Source organism: Streptomyces sp. NPDC096311 (genome assembly GCF_044763085.1).
Classification (GTDB): domain Bacteria; phylum Actinomycetota; class Actinomycetes; order Streptomycetales; family Streptomycetaceae; genus Streptomyces.
Window position 1 is genome coordinate 1 of sequence record NZ_JBIWFN010000013.1, and the last position, 17836, is coordinate 17836.

Consider the following 17836-nt stretch of genomic DNA (forward strand, 5'->3'; position numbering starts at 1 on the left):
GCCGGCTGACCTCCGTCGAATTCGAGACCGTCATGACCACACCGGCCTCCCAGGTCGCGTGACCGAACCTGTCACCCAAACCTGCACCAGACCCAGGCGTGTCGGGACAACCAGGCGTCGATGCGGTGCCAGGACGTCGCGACCGGGGGCACTACAGGGTCTATGCCTCGTCGGGGAGGTCGCATCATCATGCGGAACATCATCCACTGGAGCTCACGCGGTCAGCCACGTCGAGCCACTGACCAGCCTCAAGCGCATCCGCGCGAAGCCAAAGAGACAGAACCTAGGCCGCAGGGATGACGAGCGGTAGATCGGCAATGATGGTGGCGCCCTCAGGGGTGGTGTCGATGGTGAGGGTGCCACCGATCTCTTCGACGCGTTCGTGCATGGACTGGATACCCACACCGGGTGTCCACGGCACGGTGCACTGGCCGCTGTCGGTGACGGTCACGCGCAAAAGCGCGGGGTCCGTGAGCTGCAAGGTGAGGTGAGCGGTGGTGCCGTCAGAGTGCCGGGCGATGTTGGTCACGGCCTCCACCGCCACCCGGTATGCGGCCACTTCGACGGCCGCGGGGAGCGGCGGTAGCCGTGGGGGAGCGCTGATCGTGACCGTCAGAGCTCGGTTGTCCGCGGCGCACAGCGGGGCGATGCGCTGGCGTACGGCGTCGACGAGGCCGAGTTCGTCGAGGGCCCGAGGCCGCAGGCCGTAGACGATCCGGCGGATCTCGGTGATCGCGTCGCCGATGTCGGCGCGCAGCCCGCGCAACGTCTCCACGGCACGCTCCGGGTCGGCGGCGATGAGGTTGACGACCGCGTCGGTGGTGTAGGCGATGCCAGTCAGGGCCGGGCCGAGACCGTCGTGCAGATCCCGGCGCATTCGGCGGCGTTCTTCTTCGAGCGCGGTCACCACCCGGCCTCGGGAGACGCGCAGTTGCTCGCTCAGCCGCGCGGCGTGCAGGGCCTGGGCGAGTGGTACTGCTACGAGTTCGAGCACCGCTGTCGCGGCCTGGGGCAGCCGCAGGTGTCCAGGTGGGAGGCAGACGACAAGGTCGCCCACGTGGTCGGCCCCCGCGCTCAGGGCGATGTGGGTGGTGTGGCCGTCGCCCATCGTGCCCGCCATGCCAACCGTGGTTCCTTCCTGGCGCAGGGCGATGCCGGGCACACCGAGGGTGGAGCGCAGGGTGCGCAGCCACCTCGGGGGTGGGGCGTCCGCGGTGAGATCCGTACCGAGCTGTGTCAGCGTCTCAACTGGGTCTGCCGACCTGCCGAACAGCATCTCGTCCATGCTGGCCTCGACCTGCCGCTTCAGGGGCTGGTACCCGGCGGCTATCGCGGCCGCCAGCAGGGCCGGCACCCCTTTGCCGGGCCGGGCTCCCACCACCAGCTCCCAGACCGCCGCGACCCCCTCGTACACGGCTGCGCTCAGCGCGAGCATCACGATCAGGACGGTCGCCCCGCGGATGACGACGCGTACGTCGGCCCGGCGCGGCGCGATGAGCGCGACGGTGACGGCGAGGGGGAGTAGCAGCGACACCGCGCTCGTGATGACGGCGGAGGGTACGGGGCCCACGGGCAGGGAGTTCTCGGCGGCGAACTGGAGCATGCCGGCCAGCGTCGTCGCGGCGGCACCCAGCACCAGCCACAGAACGCGGCGCCGGTCGTCCCCGGCCGTGAGTTCGAAGAGCACCCATGTTCCCGCGAGCATCACGGTCCCGGCGGCGACGATCGCCGGCACCTGAGCGGTCTTCACATCGGCCGCCGCGGCGACCGCGCATCCGGCGCCGGTGACGACGACGGCCGCGTCGGCGCAGGACAGCAGCGGGGACCGCGGCCGTTCCGGGACGACGCGCAGGGCCGCCAGGGGCAGGCTCACGGCCGCCGCCAGGACGGCGAGGAGCACCGCGAGTACCTGGGCGCCCGCGGCGAGCGCGAGCGGGGCGGCCAGCAGGCCGCCCGCGGAAGCGCCGAGGAACGGAACCGCCGCCGCGCCGGGGAGCCGGGCGATGACCGTCCCGCAGCAGACCGCCAGGAACGTGCCGACGATCACCGCCCAGATCACCCACTGCTCGGAGGCGGGGGAGGGCGGCACAAGGCCGAGGGAGGCCAGGTCCGCGGCCGAGAGGAGCGCGAGAAGGGCACAGGCGCTCAGAGCCCGTACCGTCATGGTCCCGCCTCCGGCACACCGCCGCCCAGCCCGTGCTCCCGGGCCATGATCACCGCCTCGGTCCGTCCGCTCACGCCCAGCTTCAGGAAGATCGCGGACAGACGGTTCGACACGGTCTTCTCGGCCAGCGACAAGTCGGCCGCCACCCGGGCGTTGGTGTATCCCCGGGCCAGGCGGTCGAGCACCTCCCGCTCGCGGTCGGTCAGTTCGGGGAAGGGGACGGCCGGCGCGGGCGCGGGGGAGAGACGGCCGAGGAGGCGTGCCGCGACCCCGGGCGTGATCACGTACTGCCCGGCCGCGACCGCGCGCAGCGTGGTCAGGATCTCCTCCTGCTGGGCGCCCTTGAGGAGATAGCCGTGGGCGCCGGCCCGCATCGCGGACATCACCGTCTCGTCGTCCTCGAACATGGTGACCACGAGCACCGCCACGTCCGGCAGCAGGGCGGTCATCCGCCGGGTCGCCTCGACGCCGTCCAGTGCGGGCATCTGAATGTCCATCACGACCACGTCGGGCCGGCTCAACTGGGCCTCCCGAACAGCCTCTTCGCCGTTCGCCGCCTCCGCCACCACCTCCACGCCGTCCAGCGAGGCCAGCAGCGCGCTCATACCGCGTCGTACGACGGGGTGGTCGTCGGCGATGAGCACCCGGATCGGGCCGGCTGGGGAGGTCATGCCCTGATGATGGCCGACGGGTCTCCCGGCCGGGAGGGTTCACGGTCCCTGCGGGCCGGGAAATCCTCCCGGACGGAAGGGAGTTTCGGACGATGCGCGCCAAGGGGCCTGCCGCGATAGTCGGTTCACCGGGCCGTCGCATTGACGACCCCCAACACCCGTACGGGGGAACCGATATGAGCCGGACACAAGCGGTGCCGCCCATGCTCAGCCGCAAGAACCAGGTGGGCCTTGGGCTCGCCGCCGTACTCGGGCTGCTCGACACGACCAGCGCAGGCGGCTTCCTGGCGCCGGACAGCGGTGAGCCCGGGCCGCCGGCCGGCATCCTCGTCGCCGACGTCGTCCTTGGACTGATCACCGTCGTGGCCGTCGTCTACACCTGGCGTACCGCCAACCGCACCGGCTCCCGTGTCGTCGCGGGGTCCCGGATCCTGTCGGCGGTCACCGCGCTCCCGGCACTGTTCGTCACCGGCGTCGCGGCGTGGGTCGTGGCTGTCGTCGCCGTCCTGATCGTGGTCACCGTCGTCGCGACCGCCTTGGTCCTGTCCCGCACCGTCCCGGAAACGGCGCTCACGTGACTGCGTAGGACAGCGACCAACCCGGGCCGCGTCGCCGCCGCCCGCATCCGGCGTACCGCTAACCGCACCCGGGTACCGCCGACCGCACCACCTCCCGCGTCGTCGCGGGGTCCCGGGCCCTGCGCGGATCCCGCCTGCTCACCGCCGCACCCGCGCTGCTTGTCACCTGGATGCGCGACGAGTCCGGAGCAGCCCAGCCCTGCCGCAACGGCAGCTTCGAGCACTCGCCCCACTCGTCCTACTCGTCCCCGCAGGCACCGGCCGGCTCTGAATCCCTCATCGCGCACGTGCAGAAAGGCAGCCACATGGGCCGCATCATTCGAACCCAACTCGTCGAGGCCGTCGTCGGCTTGATCATTTCCGCGGTTCTGGCGCACTTCGGTGACCTCGCCGCGTTCGCCGGTATCACCGGCACCAGTGTGGTGATGGCGGTGACCGCCCTGGCGGCCAGATCGGCCAAGGTGGTTCTGGCCGTGGTGGCTCTCGCCATCCCCTTCGCCTCGATCACGACGCTGGAGGCATCGCTGGGTAAACCCCTCTCCGCGCTCGCTCACGGGCCCTCCGGCGGGGGCGGAGCAACCACTGTCCGGGCCGTGTACGACAAGTACCGCGAAGACTTGGCCCTCCCGTCCGTCCCCATCTCCGACACCGGTCCAGGGAAGATCGACAAGAACGCGGGCGCCGAGGTGTCCCCGGCCTCGCTCGAACTGTCCTGCCTCGGCAAGGACTGCCGACAGGAAGTGACCATCAGGAGCACGGGTACCGCAGACCTGCGGCTCACCTCGATGGCGTTCGAGGGTGAGGGCGCCGCCGCCTGGCACCGGAGCGACGACTGCGAGCACAAGGTCATCGCGCCGGGACAGGACTGCAGGCTGAGAGTCTGGGCCGTGCAGAGCGACGGGACGGCCCAGCACACCGCGCGACTGGTCATCCACCAGAACACTCCCGGCCCAGCCTCCCAGGTGGACCTGACCGCCCGAACCGATACCGGCACACCGACGCCGGTCGCCCCCTCGAAACAGGCGACCCTCTCCGACGCCGGCTCCACCGGCATCGACCCCGCCGACTGCACTGCCCTCGACGGCTCGGTCACCGTCCTCGCGTCCGACGGCCCGGTCGAGTGGAGCGCGGCCCTCACCGACACCGCGGACGCCCCCGGCTCCGGTTCCCTCTCCGGCGTGAGCGTGGACCCCCCGTCGGGGTCGGTCCCGGCCGGGGAGAGGCAGACCATCGCAGTCCACGGGACCTACACCGGTTCCAACGGAGGATTCCAGCTGTCCATCAGATACGCCGACAAGAGCGTCGACTTCCACGTCGGCTGCTGATCCGCGGCAGAAGGCCTGCAGGCACAAACGCCCGGAGGGACCGTTTCCGGGGTCGAACAGCCCGCAGCCTTCACCGCCCGCGAGCCGGAGAACGCTGGTTGAAGGAATGGGCGGGATGGGTGTCCTTCTGCTGCGGCGGGTGAAGTAGGAGGCATCTGGTTTCGTCGGCCAACTGCCCGGCGCCAGCCCAATCGGTGATCAGTTCCGAAACGAAGGGCTCCCGGGGCGCCGGGTCCACGTCGACACGGGACGCGCGGTGCTGCGGTCCAGGCGCGGCACCGAAATGGCGCCCGCCTTCCCGGAGATCGCAGCCGCCGCTGCACAGCTGCCGGATGCGACCGCCTTGGACGGCGAGCTCATCGTGTGGGAACAGGACAGGCTCGCGTTCGAGCGGCTGCAGGACCGGCTCCAGCGCCGCGGCACCGCAGGCGCCCGGGCCGCAGACGAGTGGCCGGCCCACTTCGTCGCGTTCGATCTGCTGCGGTTGTCCGGCACTGACACGACCGCGTGGCCCTACCGGCGCCGCCGGGCCGCACTCGAGTCGATGTTCAACGCCCGCCGACGGTCCGCGCCCTGGGTGTCGTCTCGCAGCGAAGGTTGAGTGATTCTCACCGGTGTTTGAGTGCTGATCGCTGAGTCTGTGATCGACCTTCGGGCCAGGGTGATCCCGAACGGACCTCCATCGAGTCCGTGCCCGCTGGGCGCGTGCCGGGGGTCGGCGATGTAGGGCCAGGCGGGGGCGGGTGCCTTCAAGGCCGGCCGATCACAGCCCCACTGCGTTGGGGCGTGACCAGGCGGGCATGCACCAGCGCTTCCGGCGAGCCGAGCCCTAGGATTGCGCGGTGAACGTCAACAGTATGCCGACCGCCGAGGTGCAGGTTTCCCCGGAGCTGGTGCGCCAGCTGCTGACCGACCAGCACTTCGATCTTGCCGGACTCGGCATCGAGGTGCTGGCCAACGGGTGGGACAACATGGTCTGCCGGCTTGGCGACGACTACCTGGTGCGCCTCCCCCGGCGCACGGTGTCCGCGGGACTCGTGGTGAACGAACAGCGCTGGCTGCCGGACCTTGCCGGACACCTTCCGCTGCCCGTTCCGGCACCGGTGCGCACCGGCCGGCCGGGCCGCGGGTATCCGTGGGCCTGGAGCGTGGTGCCGTTCCTGCCCGGGGAGATCGCGGCCCGCACGCCGCCGAGCGACCTGGGGGAGGCGTCGCGCGCCCTCGGCGTATTCCTCAAGGCCCTGCATGTGCCGGCACCGGCGGATGCCCCTGCCAACCCTTTACGTGGAATCCCGCTCGCTGGCCGGGCCGCCGGGGTGATGGCGCAACTGCCGTACCTGGACGACCCGGCCGAACGTGCCGCCGCGCTGCGGGTGTGGGAGAGCGCCGCCGCCGCGCCCGAGTGGGACGGCCCGCCGGTGTGGCTGCACGGCGACCTGCACCCGGCGAACGTCCTAGTCGACCGCGGCCGGATCGGGGCCGTGATCGACTTCGGCGACATCACCGCCGGAGACCCCGCCACTGACCTGGCCGCGGCCTGGATGTTCCTGCCCGCGCCGCAGCGCGAGGAGTTTCGGCGGGCGTACGGCCGCGCCGACGACAGCACATGGACCCGGGCACGGGGGTGGGCGCTGGCGCTGGCCCTGGTCTTCCTGACGCACTCCGCCGACAACCCGCTGATGGCCGGGATCGGCCACCGCACCTTGAATGCGGTGCTGGACCAGAGTCCGAAACCGCCGTAAGCGCCTTTCCCCGGACGGCTTGGCCCCGACAGCCCCTCAACCTTCGATGAGATCGCTCAACCTTCGCCGCGACAGGTCACTGGGCTCTGTCTTCGTCGACCACCAACCCGGACACCGTACGCGAATGGCTGACGTGGACATCGGTAGGCGTGGAGGGTGTGGTCTTCAAACGGCTGGGCGATCCCTACCGGCCTGCGGCGAGAGGCTGGTTGAAGTAGGAGGTCCGCAGACGATCGAGGCGATCGTCGGCGCGATCACCGGACCCCTAGCCGCCCCGCGCGCACTGCTGCTCGGCAGGTACGACGACCAGGGGCAGCTGCAGTACATCGGCCGCACCACCACCCTGCCCCGAGCCGCAGGCGCCGCGGTCGCCGGGCTCCTCGCCGTGGCACGGCACGGGCATCCGTGGACGGATGGTCGTTCTCCGCAGGGTGGGGCAGCCGGGAAAACCCAGGACGTCACGCTGACGGAACCCGAACTGGTTGTCGAAGTCGGCGCGGACGTCGCCCGCGACGCCGCCGGCCGGTGGCGGCACCCCGCACGCCGGCACCGCCCTTGCACTGCTCTCTCTCCCGCCGACTTACCGCACACCACGACATCCGCGTGACCGATACGCAAGAAGCCCCGGCCGGGGCTGTCGACCGGACACGGTGCCGGGCTGGATGGGTAAGTCCTGGTACTGCTCCTCGCACGCGCGAGGATGGCCCCAGCGATCCGTAGCGCCCCCGCCGGCTCCCCGGGCACGAGGGGATGATCTCCGGCAACGCACGGTCCGCCGGCCCACCGCCGCCGCTCCTGAGCTTGCCATTTAAGGTCCGGCGTCGAACGTGACTCGAACTTGATCCGCGTTCTCGCAGTTCAGCGGACGTGAAGGCGGCCTTCGTCTGATCCTGTGCTCCGTCACAGAGGCAGAGGAACCAGCGCGAAGGCCGTGGTCGTGAGTTTGGGGCATCAGGGCATCCTGCGGGATGCGTTCGCGGAAGTGTCACGCTTCCGGACGGAGTTGTACGCGAGTCTGACCGCGCGGGGCGACGCGTTGTTCGAGTTGTGCGACGCGCTATTGTGCACGGACGGGCCAGTACGGACGCTGGTCGACCTGGCGCTTGCGCCGGAACACCGCCGAGGCCACGGGGCCCTCTACGGCGGCCTCAACAACGGACGGATCGACGTCGCCCGGCTGCGTCGCGCGCTGGCGGGGATGCCGCTACCGAGAGCGGCGGACGGCTGGATCGTGCTGGCTGCGGACGTCTCGCCCTGGCTGCGGCCAGACGCCAACACCTGCCCTGACCGGTCCTTCTGCCACACCTTCGGCCGGGGCGAGGGCAAGCACCAGATGGTCCCGGGCTGGCCGTACTCGATCGTGGCCGCGCTGGAGACCGGCCGCACGTCCTGGACGGCAGTGCTGGACGCGGTCCGCCTGGAGCCCGGTGCAGACGTTGCCGCGGTGACCACGGTCCAGCTCCGCGAGATTGTCGAGCGGCTCATCGCCGCCGGCCAGTGGAAGCCGGGCGATCCCGGGGTCCTGGTTGTGCTGGATGCCGGATACGACGCACCTCGCATCGCCCACCTGCTCGACGACCTGCCCGTTGAGATCCTCGGTCGCCTGCGCTCCGACTGCGTCATGCGACGGCCGACACCGCCGCGTGTCTACGACCCCAAGGGCGGTCGGCCGCCCAAGCTCGGAGGCGAGTTCGTCTTCGGCGACCCCGCCACGTGGGGTATCGAGCAGGCCGTGACGGTCACCGACACCCGCCTCTATGGGAAGGCGACCGCGCAGGCGTGGGACCGACTGCACCCGCGGCTGACCCGGCGGGCTGCCTGGATCGACCACGATGGACCGCTGCCCGTCATTGAGGGCACAGTCATCCGTCTGACTGTGGAGAAGCTGCCAAGCGGCGGGGTGAACAAGCCGGTCTGGCTGTGGTGGTCGGGCACTTCTGCCACCGCCGAGGGGGTCAACCGGTGCTGGCAGTCCTTCCTCCGCCGCTTCGACCTGGAGCACACGTTTCGCCTGTTCAAGCAGACGCTCGGCTGGGCCAAGCCCCGGCTTCGCAGCCCGGAGGCGGCCGACCGGTGGACGCGGCTGGTGATCGCCGCCTATGCCCAGCTCCGGCTTGCCCGAACGCTGGTCACCGATCTCCGGCGGCCCTGGGAGAAGCCCGCTCCGCCGAACAGGCTCACGCCCGCCCGGGTCCGCAGGGGGTTCAGACACCTGCGTGCGAAGGCCGGATCCCCGGCGGGTGCACCGAAACCTTCCCGCCCAGGTCCCGGCCGACCGCCCGGCTCGAAGAACCAGCGACCAGCACTCCGCCACGAGGTCGGGCGAGTCCTCGCCACCGGCGAGGCATACGCCCGACCAGCCCACCACAAGAAGGGCACCAAGCCCCGACGCACAGAGTGACCTGCGGCCCGGGGCCCAGCCACGGTGTCAGACATGCTCCGTATGCTGCCGCCCATGAGCATGAACGGGGAGTACCTGCGTGTCACACCTGCGGAATTGGACCGGGCCCTCAAGGATCCCGAATGGGCCCTGGAACTCGCCGAGGAGATTCAGGACGCGCAGGAGGAGAGCGAGTCAGCACCGAACGAGGCGCGGCACTTCACCACACACCAGACATGGGATCTGCTCGGCTTCCTCCTGCGACGCTCGGCCTTCCCCGTCGACATCGTCCACGGTGAAGAACCCCTCACTGCCGACGACTGGGGCTACGGACCGCCGCAATACCTGACCCCAGATCGAGTACGGCTGGCCGCTGACGCCCTGCACCAGACGACGTATGACCAGCTCATTCAGGGCGTCGATCCCTCTGAACTTGCCGAGGCCGAGATCTACCCCCAAATCTGGGACTCGCCCACCTCACTGGAGTGGGCCCGCGACCTGTTCACTCCCCTGACAGAGTTCTTCCAAGGTGCCGCATCCACCGATCACGCGATGCTGACCTGGCTCGACTGAGCCACCTCCGGCCGCCGGACGTCAAATGACAAGCATACGTCCAGCAGTCCGGGCATCGTTGCAGCTCAGAAGGGGTGTGAAGGATGTAACCGGACGTCAAGTTCAGGATAGCCAGCCGGTGCAAGTCCGGTCCGGGGAGACGCCAGGGTCCCCGGTAGCTGACTCCCGGCGTCCCTCGAAAGGGTGGCGTCGAAGTGGAGTGACAAGCGTCCTCTGGGGGCGTGCAACCGGCCAGTCCGCAACATGAAGTGAAGCCTGCAGCGTCGTCATTTAACCCCCGCCCGCGGGCGGGCCAAGGAGGAGCCGAGCCTGTGCTTGTTTGGCGAAGGCCACGGAAGGCGATCTTGGACCTGGAGCGGTCGCCGAAGAACCTCCCGGCGTAAGGGGCGTGGAACGGTCGGACGGTTGTCCTGGGAACTGGAGAGAGCCTCCTCGGCCCTGGGTATTGCGGCCCGGGAAGCGTGGCCTGCCTATAACCGGCAGAACCGGGAAATGGCGGGTTGTCGAGAGGCAGTCGGAGGGGGTCGTAGTAGTGCCGATCGGTGGGACAACATAACCCGCTGGGAGCGAAGGGCCCCTGCTTCATCGATGCGATTCGCGAACAGGGAGGGACCCGGATGAGTGCCGTATCGGCTAGGCCGTGTTTTAGAAGTGACCTCCTGGCTCCGCTCTGTGCCGTGATGATCTCGATGTGGGGTGTGGGGATCTTTCGGATGAGCAGTGGTCGGTGCTGGAGCCGTTGTTGCCGGTTGGGGAGCTGGGGCGTCCGGTTCGCAACCGGCGGCGATTGGTCGACGGGGTGCGGTGGCGTGTGCGGACCGGTGTGCCGTGGCGGGATCTGCCGGTCGAGTACGGGCACTGGCAGACCGTGTACGGGCTGTTCAGGCGCTGGCAGCGCGAGGGCGTGTGGGCCGGGATTCTGACTGCGCTACAGGCCCGGGCCGATGCTGCGGGCCTGATCACGTGGGAGGTGAACGTGGACTCCACGGTCTGCCGGGCTCATCAGCATGCCGCCGGTGCCCGCCGGGACGGTGCCGGGCTGAAGGAACCCGCGGGCGGGACGCGGACCGAGCCGGACGATCACGGGCTGGGCCGCTCGCGCGGCGGGTTCTCCACGAAGATCCATCTGGCCTGTGAACAGGGGCAGAAGCCACTGTCGCTGCTTGTCACAGCGGGCCAGCGGGGCGACAGCCCGCAGTTCGAGCCGGTCCTCGAAGCGATCCGGGTGCCCCGCACCACCGTCGGACGCCCCCGGATACGTCCACTGCGGGTGCGGGGCGACAAAGCGTATTCCTCGCGCGCCAACCGCGCCTACCTGCGCCGACGCGGAATCAGATGCACAATCCCCGAACCGGCCGACCAGATCCGCAACCGCAGGCGCCGCAGCGGTGCAGGAGGCCGTCCGCCCGCCTTCGACCGCCAGGACTACAAGGCCCGCCACGCAGTCGAGTGCGGGATCAGCCGCCTCAAACAGCACCGGGCCGTGGCCACCCGATACGGCAAGCTTGCCGTCCGCTTCGAGGCGACGGTCCAGATCGCGGCGATCCAGCAGTGGCTGTGACGCGCCGACAGCCCACCCGGCCGTGCCATGCTGACGCCCGAACCGACAGCCCACCGTGGGGAGAAGTCCAGTGGCCGCCACGTACTACTGCGCGGACAGCGAGAACGGCGACCACATCGACGACCCGTCCGAGGACGCCCTGTTCGACCTGATCAGCGAACTCAACGACACGGACAACACCTTCGTCGTCATCCAGCCCGACCAGGACGACCCTGCCTGGTTCGCGTCCGTCGCCGTCCTCGACGAAGGCGGCTACGAGATCGTCCGCCGCGATGCCACCCGTCGTGAACACCAGGTCGACACCCACACCAGCATCGGCCGGATCGCAGGTGACCTCATCATCTGGCTGGCCGCCCGCGACTTCCCCGGACGGCCAGCCCAGCAGACCAGCACCTTCTAAAACACGGCCTAGGCAGGCCTGTTGTCACCGTGGCCGAGTTGGTGGGAGTTGCAGCCAGTTGAGCGCTGACGCGGGTTGAGGCGGCAGGGGACTGTCGGTGGCTGGTGGCAGGATCACCGGCATGGGTTTCGTACGTACTTCTCCGCCGCGGCCTGTGGATGTGACCGCGGTCTTTCCCGAGCTGGCTCCCCTGGCGCGACCTGCGATGCGGCTGCATCCGCGTCCGGGGTCGCCTTCGGTCAGGGACAGCTCGGTCGGTGGGCCGTTGCTGTGGCCGACAGGGGAGCCGTGGCCGCACTGCGAAGACGCGCGCCTGCACGTGGACACTGGGTTCCGCCAGTCACCGACCGAAGTGCGGCTCCAGAGACGCTTGCAGTCCCGGTGGCGCCCCGATGACCGACCTCCCGCGTTCACCCCCGAGGAGGAAGCGCTCAAGGAGCGCAATGCCGCGTGGCTCGCTGAACGGCTCGACGCAGGCCCTCCACGGCCCGCCGAATGCCCGGTCCCGATGTTGCCCGTGGCTCAGCTGTTCCTGCGTGACATACCCCTGTTGCGGCCGCCCGGGCAGGCCGATCTGCTTCAGATTCTCTGGTGCCCGTACGAGCACGAACCGGATTACAAACCGTCGACCGCACCGTTCTGGCGGTCGGCCGCGGAGGTCGGCGACATCCTCGCCACACCACCGGAACCGTACGAGGCGGACTATCCGGGTTACGTGCCAGAACCGTGCGTGCTGGCACCAGAAGCGATCACCGAGTACCCCAACAGCCTGGATCTGAGCCCGGAGCTGCAGCGGATGCTGGAGGACTGGAACAGGTGGCAGGCAGCCGGCGCCGACGTGGACAGCTCCTACGCGGAGTATCCGCGCGACTTCTATTCCATTCATCTGGGCAACGCACCCGGCTGGAAGGTCGGCGGCTGGCCCCCTTGGGGCCGCACCGACCCAAACCCCCGGTACTGCGCTGTGTGCGAGGTGCAGATGGTCCCGCTGCTGACGATCGCTTCCTGGGAGTGGGACGGCGGTGAAGGTCACAGCTGGGCGCCGCAGGAAGACCAGGCCGCCGCCCTCGCTGACTCCTACTACCCGGGCCAGGACCCCTCGCAGCCAACGAGGGTAGAAGTAGGCAGCACGGACAACATGCAGATCTACGTCTGCCCGGGCTCCCCTGAACATCCACACACCGACCTGATCCAATGAACTGTCGGGCCTGTCACATCCTCCCGTAGCCGGTGACAGAAGTGCTGCCGAATCAGGATGTGTGACAAGCCGCTTGCCTCTCTGGTGCCAGCCAGACTGCTTCGGCAAATCCCGCTCACCACGTCATCCGGCTGCGCTGGTGACAACTGCAGAGCCCTGGCACACTGACATGGGACGATCGGTTGGTGACTCGACTCGTGAACCGTGACCGCTCCCTTGAGGAACTTGAGCGCGACCGCTGGTCGGCCCCGTCGGGCGACGAAACCCGGCTGATGGCGACCGTGCGCGAGCTTCGGCGCAAGCCGATCGGCGGCCTGACGGTCGAGGACATGCGGTTGCTGATCAGGCAAGACGTGGGCCTTGCCTATCTCCTGCCCCTGGCGGTGGATGTCCTCCGGGTCGACCCACTGGCGGAAGGCGACATGTACGAGGGCGATCTGCTGGCCGCCGTGCTCACCAGGAGTGCGAAGGTCTGGAGGGAGTCCCCCGAACTCAGGCGGGATGTCCGCCTGATCGTCTCGGAGTTGGCCGACGTCCCGCCTTCCCTGAGACGCGAGGTTGAGGGGTTCTTGGCTTTGTAGCTCGCCGATAGCATCTGCCGGCGTCTAGGGACCGGCAGACTGTCTACGAGGATCGCCGCACGAGCGGTCGTGGGCCGGGGCGCGTCGCAGCACAGCCCCGGGTGAGCCGGCGGACCATGACGCCGATCATGGCCCATCGAATCATCGTCTCGGAGTGAGCCGCCCGGCCTTGAGGCTGGCGAGAGGTACCGGCAGACGCGCGCGGCCTACACGCACTGCTACGCGTCTCGCCACGAGTTGGAACTTCTCGCCCCGCGGCACTGTCGTCGGTCCGGCCGAGGAGTGCAGTCGAGCAGTCCGAATGATGCGCGACGCCGTAAGCGCCGGGACACGCGTCGACAGCGATCAGTTCGAGGAACTGACACGCAGGTACCTGGATCTGCGCATGGAGACCCGGGATGCCATGCGGTCAGACATATGGGCTGGCAACGCCTGACGATGTCGATCACTGGGTCAAGGTGAATGAGAACAAGGCTCAGGGCGGACGCATCACCGCGTGGCGTGGCCAGATGCATGTCATGGATCGCGACCCGTTCTACGTGATCGCCTAAAGCGCGGTGCTCCGTTTCCGTGGCGGACAACCTGATGTGCGCATCGGCCGTTCTGTTGGGCGTCGGTGAAGCGCTGCTCTCTGCCCGGCCATGCCTTCTGCCTGAAAAATGACGCAACGGCACGGGTGCGACCGAACACCCCGGTGTTCGACGGGACTTGGGTTTATTGTTTTCTTTTCTTTGTCTATCCCGTGGGTTTATTGCTCCCTTCGGCGGGACTTGCTTTTGATTCGATGGCCATTCGATGCAGATGCCCGGTGTTTTTCTTTGCTTACTCTATGTGGATCATGACCTGGTTTGGTCAGTTCTGCGCCACTGAGCAGTGATTGACAGCAAGTCACGCTCCGGGATTTGATCACTCGGCTGTAAAGAATCTGTGACCACGGGGTGGGGAATATGGGGTGGGCTGAGGTGCGCCGTGCTGCTGGCGCAAGGCGGCGTGGCGGACGCATACCGACGCGTCATGTCTGGCTGGCGGCATCGGTACTTGTCGTGCAGATGCTGGGCGCCGCCGGTACACAGGCGATTGCCGCCGTCCCGCAAGGCAGTTCATCCGTCGCGTCCGATGGTGATCACTTGTCGCCGGAAGCCGCCGCGTCGCAGAAGGCCACAGAGTCCGGTTCGCCGGTCGACGTGGACGAGGAGACGACCCCCACCCAGTTGGTCACGGCTCAGCCGGACGGCACGTTCAAGGCCGAGTTCGATCCGGAGCCGGTGCGGGCGAAGCAGGCGTCGGGCTGGGTGCCTGTCGATACGACCCTGGAGACGACGTCTTCCGGAGAGCTGGCGCCGAAGGCTGCCGCGGCGGACATCACCTTCTCCGGGGGTGGGACGCGTGCCCCGCTGGCGAGGATCACGCGGGACGGGAAGACGTACAGCGTCAGTTCACCGTGGACGTTGCCTGCGCCCACCCTTTCGGGGTCGACGGCGACCTATCCGGATGTCATGCCCGGGACAGATCTGGTGGTCCAGGCCACGCCCGACGGTTTCAGCGAGAATCTCGTGGTCAAGTCCCGCGAAGCGGCCCAGAGCGCGGAGCTGTCGAGCGTTCGCTTCCCCGTCTCGGTCGACGGGCTCTCCGCACATGACACGCACGCCGGCGGGGCCGCGTTCGTGGACGATCAGGGGCGTCCCGTGTTCACCACGGGCAATGCGCTGATGTACGACTCGTCGGCGGTTGCCGGGCCGGGCGCGGGTGCGGCAACGGTCTCGAAGGCGTCGTACACGGTGACGGCGGCTTCCGCCGAGGCCACGGATAGGGGTGACAGCGCAGTGGATGGCCCCGATCCGGGTGCCAGAACGAAGGTCATGGACGTGACGGTGGCGGACGACGCGCTGACCCTGAAGCCGGACCGGTCGTTCCTCGACGATCCCGACACCACCTACCCCGTGGTGCTGGATCCCCAGACGACCAGCGCGTCGCTGTCGGGCTGGACGACGGTGTGGTCGAGTTCGCCTTCGACATCGTTCTGGAAGACCTCGCACGCGCTGGGCGTCGGCTACGACGCGTGGGTGGACAACAAGAAGGCGCGCTCGTTCTACCAGTTCGATACACACACCCTGGGCCACAAGACGATTCTGGCGGCGACTTTCACCGCGTTGGAAGTGTGGTCGGCGAACTGCACCGGCAAGCCGGTCGAGTTGTGGCGCACCGGGGCGATCTCGTCGTCGACGAAGTGGTCGGCGCCGCCGGCGTGGTCCGCGCACGTGGACACCGTGACGACAGCCAAGGGTTACTCGTCCTCCTGCCCGGGAGGGAACGTGGAATTCGACGCGAGGGGCGCGGTCAGTTACACCGCGGGCCAGTCCTCGTCGACCACGACCCTCGGTTTGCAGGCCAGCGACGAGAATGACGCTGTCGCCTGGAAGCAGTTTGCCTCGCCGTCGGATCACAAGCCCACGCTGTCGGTGACGTTCGTGTCCAAGCCCAGCACTCCGACCGGTGTGAAGATGTCGGACCCGAGCCTGGCGTGCGCTTCGGCCAAGGGCACCGCTGCCGTCATCAGGGATACGACGCCCAGGCTGACAGCCGCGCCGAAGTCGTCTGACGGTTCACAGTCGACGCTGCGGCCGAACTTCGAGGTGTACAAGTACGACCCCGATGTGGCCGATCCTGTGGCCGGCTCGGGAAGCCCGTCGGCGTGGACGGCGTCGGGCACGGCCGGCACGTGGACGACTCCGACGCTGACCAATGGGCAGACGTACTGGTTCCGGGCCCGTAGCCAGTACAAGTATTCCTTCAACGGAGTGACCGGGTACATGTATTCGGACTGGTCGACGGGATGCTGGTTCACGATCGACACCTCGCGTCCCGTCCCGCCGGACGTGGACTCGACGGCCTATCCCGAATGCGCCAGCCCGGAGTCACCCGACGACTGCACGGCCTACGACGGTGTGGGTGCACCTGGCTCGTTCACCCTCAAGGCCAATGGGGCGTCCGACGTCGTGAAGTACACGTACCAGCTGAACGACAACCCGGTGCAGACCAAGACGTTCACAACGCCGACAACCAGCTACACCCGCACCCTCGCACCTGATGTACGGGGAGTGAATACCCTCACGGTCCAGACCTGGGACTCGGCAGGGAACAGTTCGGCCAGTTACACCTACTCCTTCAAGGTCGCAGCCGGTGCCGGACCCGTCGACCAGTGGTCGATGGACGAGGGCACCGGCTCCACTGCGGCCGATTCCGTCGGGGGCAAGAACGCGACCCTGGCCGGTGGGGCGACCTGGACCGACAAGGCCCGACTGGGCAAAGCGATGCAGGGCAACGGGACCTCCGCGTACGCGGTGACGGGCTCGTCGGCGCTGGACACGAGCACCAGTTTCACTGTTTCGGCCTGGGTCCGCCTGAACTCCCTGGCTGCGAACAGCACCTTCATCGCCCAGGAAGGCGCCAACGCCGACGGCTTCCAGCTCTACTACTCCACTGCCTACGGCTGGGTTTTCAATCGGCATGCCTCCGATGTGACATCGCCGACGATCCTGCGGGCCCTCTCGTCCGCCACCCCGGTCACCGGCGTGTGGACCCACCTGCTCGGCGTCTACGACGCTCAGACACAGGAGATCCGGCTCTACGTCAATGGTGTGAACGATGAATCCCTCAACGCCTCGTTCACAACGCCGTGGAAGGCCACAGGCCCGGTCGACATCGGCCGCCGTCTCTACCAGGGCGCCTTCGGGGAATACACGGACGGCAATATCGACGAGGTCACCCTGTGGAACCGGATCCTGTCGCCCGAGGAGGTCGCCGATCTGCAGGCGATGACCGACCCGAACACCGGACAGGCACGGCCAGCTCTTGCCGCCGACTGGGGTATGGAAGAGACCTCGGGGACCAGCGCCTCGGACTCCTCCGGATACGGCCACACGGCCACCGTTGCCGCCGGCGGCACCTGGACCACCGACACCGACGGCGGCAAGGGCAACGTCCTGTCCCTGAACGGAACCGCCACGGCCAACGCCACCGCCTCCGGCCCGATCGTCGACTCCCAGGGCGACTTCACCGTGGCAGCCTGGGCCAAGCTCGACGCGACAGCACTGTCCGACACCACCGTGGCCCATCACATGCGGATCGCCACCCAGTCCGGCGGCGTACGCGACTCATGGGGCCTGTGGTACGACCAGGCCGCAGGCTCCGCCAAGGGCATGTGGGTGTTCGGCCGCACCACCGCCGATGCCACCAGCGGCTCGGTCATCAAGGTTCCCGCCGGCATCGCCTCCGCCCAACTGGTCGATCCGGGCGCCTGGACTCTCCTGACCGGTGTCTACGACGGTGCCCACCACCAGTTGTTCCTCTACGTCAACGGGGTCCGGCAGGGCGCCCAGGGCGACACCGACACCGATGACGACACCGGCGACGGCATCCTCTTCGATGCTCCCTGGCAGGCGAGCGGCACCTTCAACATCGGCCGAGGGCGGATCAGTACGGGCGTGTACAGCGACTACGCCAACAGCCTCGTGGACGACGTGAGGGTGTGGACAGGCGTGATGTCCGACACCGTCATCGACCAGCTGTACCTCAACGATGTGCCCATCCCGCTGTGACGGCGGACGAGTCGCACCAGCGCAGCACGGTTTCGGCGGACTTACACACCAGCGGTTTCACGCAA

General features: G+C 68.5%; 14 protein-coding genes. 11 read left to right on the top strand and 3 right to left on the bottom strand.

Translation table 11 applies throughout. The features are described 5' to 3' along the window. Positions 1-283 precede the first annotated feature (283 nt). Both ACIRA5_RS30355 and ACIRA5_RS30360 read right to left on the bottom strand, forming a co-directional pair. Entirely contained in the window at positions 284-2164 is a 1881-nt protein-coding gene (locus ACIRA5_RS30355) for a sensor histidine kinase (protein WP_403695884.1), read from the bottom strand. Next, positions 2161-2835: a response regulator gene (locus ACIRA5_RS30360; protein ID WP_403695886.1), complete on the bottom strand. Its 675-nt coding sequence runs from the start codon at positions 2833-2835 to the stop codon at positions 2161-2163. The genes ACIRA5_RS30355 and ACIRA5_RS30360 overlap by 4 nt, the downstream gene beginning before the upstream one ends. 176 nt (positions 2836-3011) lie before the next feature. On the opposite strand from ACIRA5_RS30360, the gene ACIRA5_RS30365 reads away from it, so the two are divergent. The 4 genes from ACIRA5_RS30365 (at position 3012) to ACIRA5_RS30380 (ending at position 6480) form a co-directional block, all read left to right on the top strand. Next, complete coding sequence (locus tag ACIRA5_RS30365) at positions 3012-3413, top strand: hypothetical protein (protein ID WP_403695889.1); 402 nt, start codon at positions 3012-3014, stop codon at positions 3411-3413. A 170-nt stretch (positions 3414-3583) separates the two neighbouring features. Then, the gene (locus tag ACIRA5_RS30370) at positions 3584-4738 is read left to right on the top strand and encodes a hypothetical protein (protein ID WP_403695892.1); all 1155 of its coding nucleotides are present in this window, start codon (positions 3584-3586) and stop codon (positions 4736-4738) included. A 190-nt stretch (positions 4739-4928) separates the two neighbouring features. After that, positions 4929-5339 carry a hypothetical protein gene (locus ACIRA5_RS30375; RefSeq protein WP_403696534.1) on the top strand — a complete coding sequence of 137 codons (411 nt, stop codon included), beginning with the start codon at positions 4929-4931 and terminating at the stop codon, positions 5337-5339. Between the two features lie 241 nt (positions 5340-5580). Next, positions 5581-6480 carry an aminoglycoside phosphotransferase family protein gene (locus tag ACIRA5_RS30380; protein WP_403695895.1) on the top strand — a complete coding sequence of 300 codons (900 nt, stop codon included), beginning with the start codon at positions 5581-5583 and terminating at the stop codon, positions 6478-6480. 265 nt (positions 6481-6745) lie between these two features. Here the strand turns inward: ACIRA5_RS30380 and ACIRA5_RS30385 are convergent, their stop codons facing one another. Then, positions 6746-7015 carry a hypothetical protein gene (locus tag ACIRA5_RS30385; RefSeq protein WP_403695898.1) on the bottom strand — a complete coding sequence of 90 codons (270 nt, stop codon included), beginning with the start codon at positions 7013-7015 and terminating at the stop codon, positions 6746-6748. 402 nt (positions 7016-7417) lie between these two features. Between ACIRA5_RS30385 and ACIRA5_RS30390 the strand changes: the two genes are divergently transcribed. The 7 genes from ACIRA5_RS30390 to ACIRA5_RS30420 all read left to right on the top strand — a co-directional run bounded on the left by ACIRA5_RS30390 (position 7418) and on the right by ACIRA5_RS30420 (position 17771). Next, positions 7418-8881: an NF041680 family putative transposase gene (locus ACIRA5_RS30390; RefSeq protein ID WP_403695901.1), complete on the top strand. Its 1464-nt coding sequence runs from the start codon at positions 7418-7420 to the stop codon at positions 8879-8881. 54 nt (positions 8882-8935) lie between these two features. Further along, the gene (locus ACIRA5_RS30395; RefSeq protein ID WP_403695904.1) at positions 8936-9433 is read left to right on the top strand and encodes a YfbM family protein; all 498 of its coding nucleotides are present in this window, start codon (positions 8936-8938) and stop codon (positions 9431-9433) included. A gap of 691 nt (positions 9434-10124) precedes the next feature. After that, on the top strand, positions 10125-10994 hold the full coding sequence (locus ACIRA5_RS30400) for an IS5 family transposase (protein ID WP_403695906.1): 870 nt from the start codon (positions 10125-10127) through the stop codon (positions 10992-10994). A 70-nt stretch (positions 10995-11064) separates the two neighbouring features. Beyond that, complete coding sequence (locus ACIRA5_RS30405) at positions 11065-11394, top strand: hypothetical protein (protein WP_403695908.1); 330 nt, start codon at positions 11065-11067, stop codon at positions 11392-11394. Positions 11395-11515: 121 nt separating this feature from the next. Beyond that, entirely contained in the window at positions 11516-12592 is a 1077-nt protein-coding gene (locus ACIRA5_RS30410) for a hypothetical protein (RefSeq protein WP_403695911.1), read from the top strand. A 185-nt stretch (positions 12593-12777) separates the two neighbouring features. Further along, positions 12778-13173, top strand: coding sequence for a contact-dependent growth inhibition system immunity protein (locus tag ACIRA5_RS30415; RefSeq protein ID WP_403695914.1), 396 nt, complete (start codon positions 12778-12780; stop codon positions 13171-13173). Positions 13174-14300: 1127 nt separating this feature from the next. Next, entirely contained in the window at positions 14301-17771 is a 3471-nt protein-coding gene (locus ACIRA5_RS30420) for a LamG-like jellyroll fold domain-containing protein (RefSeq protein ID WP_403695916.1), read from the top strand. Positions 17772-17836: the final 65 nt, after the last annotated feature.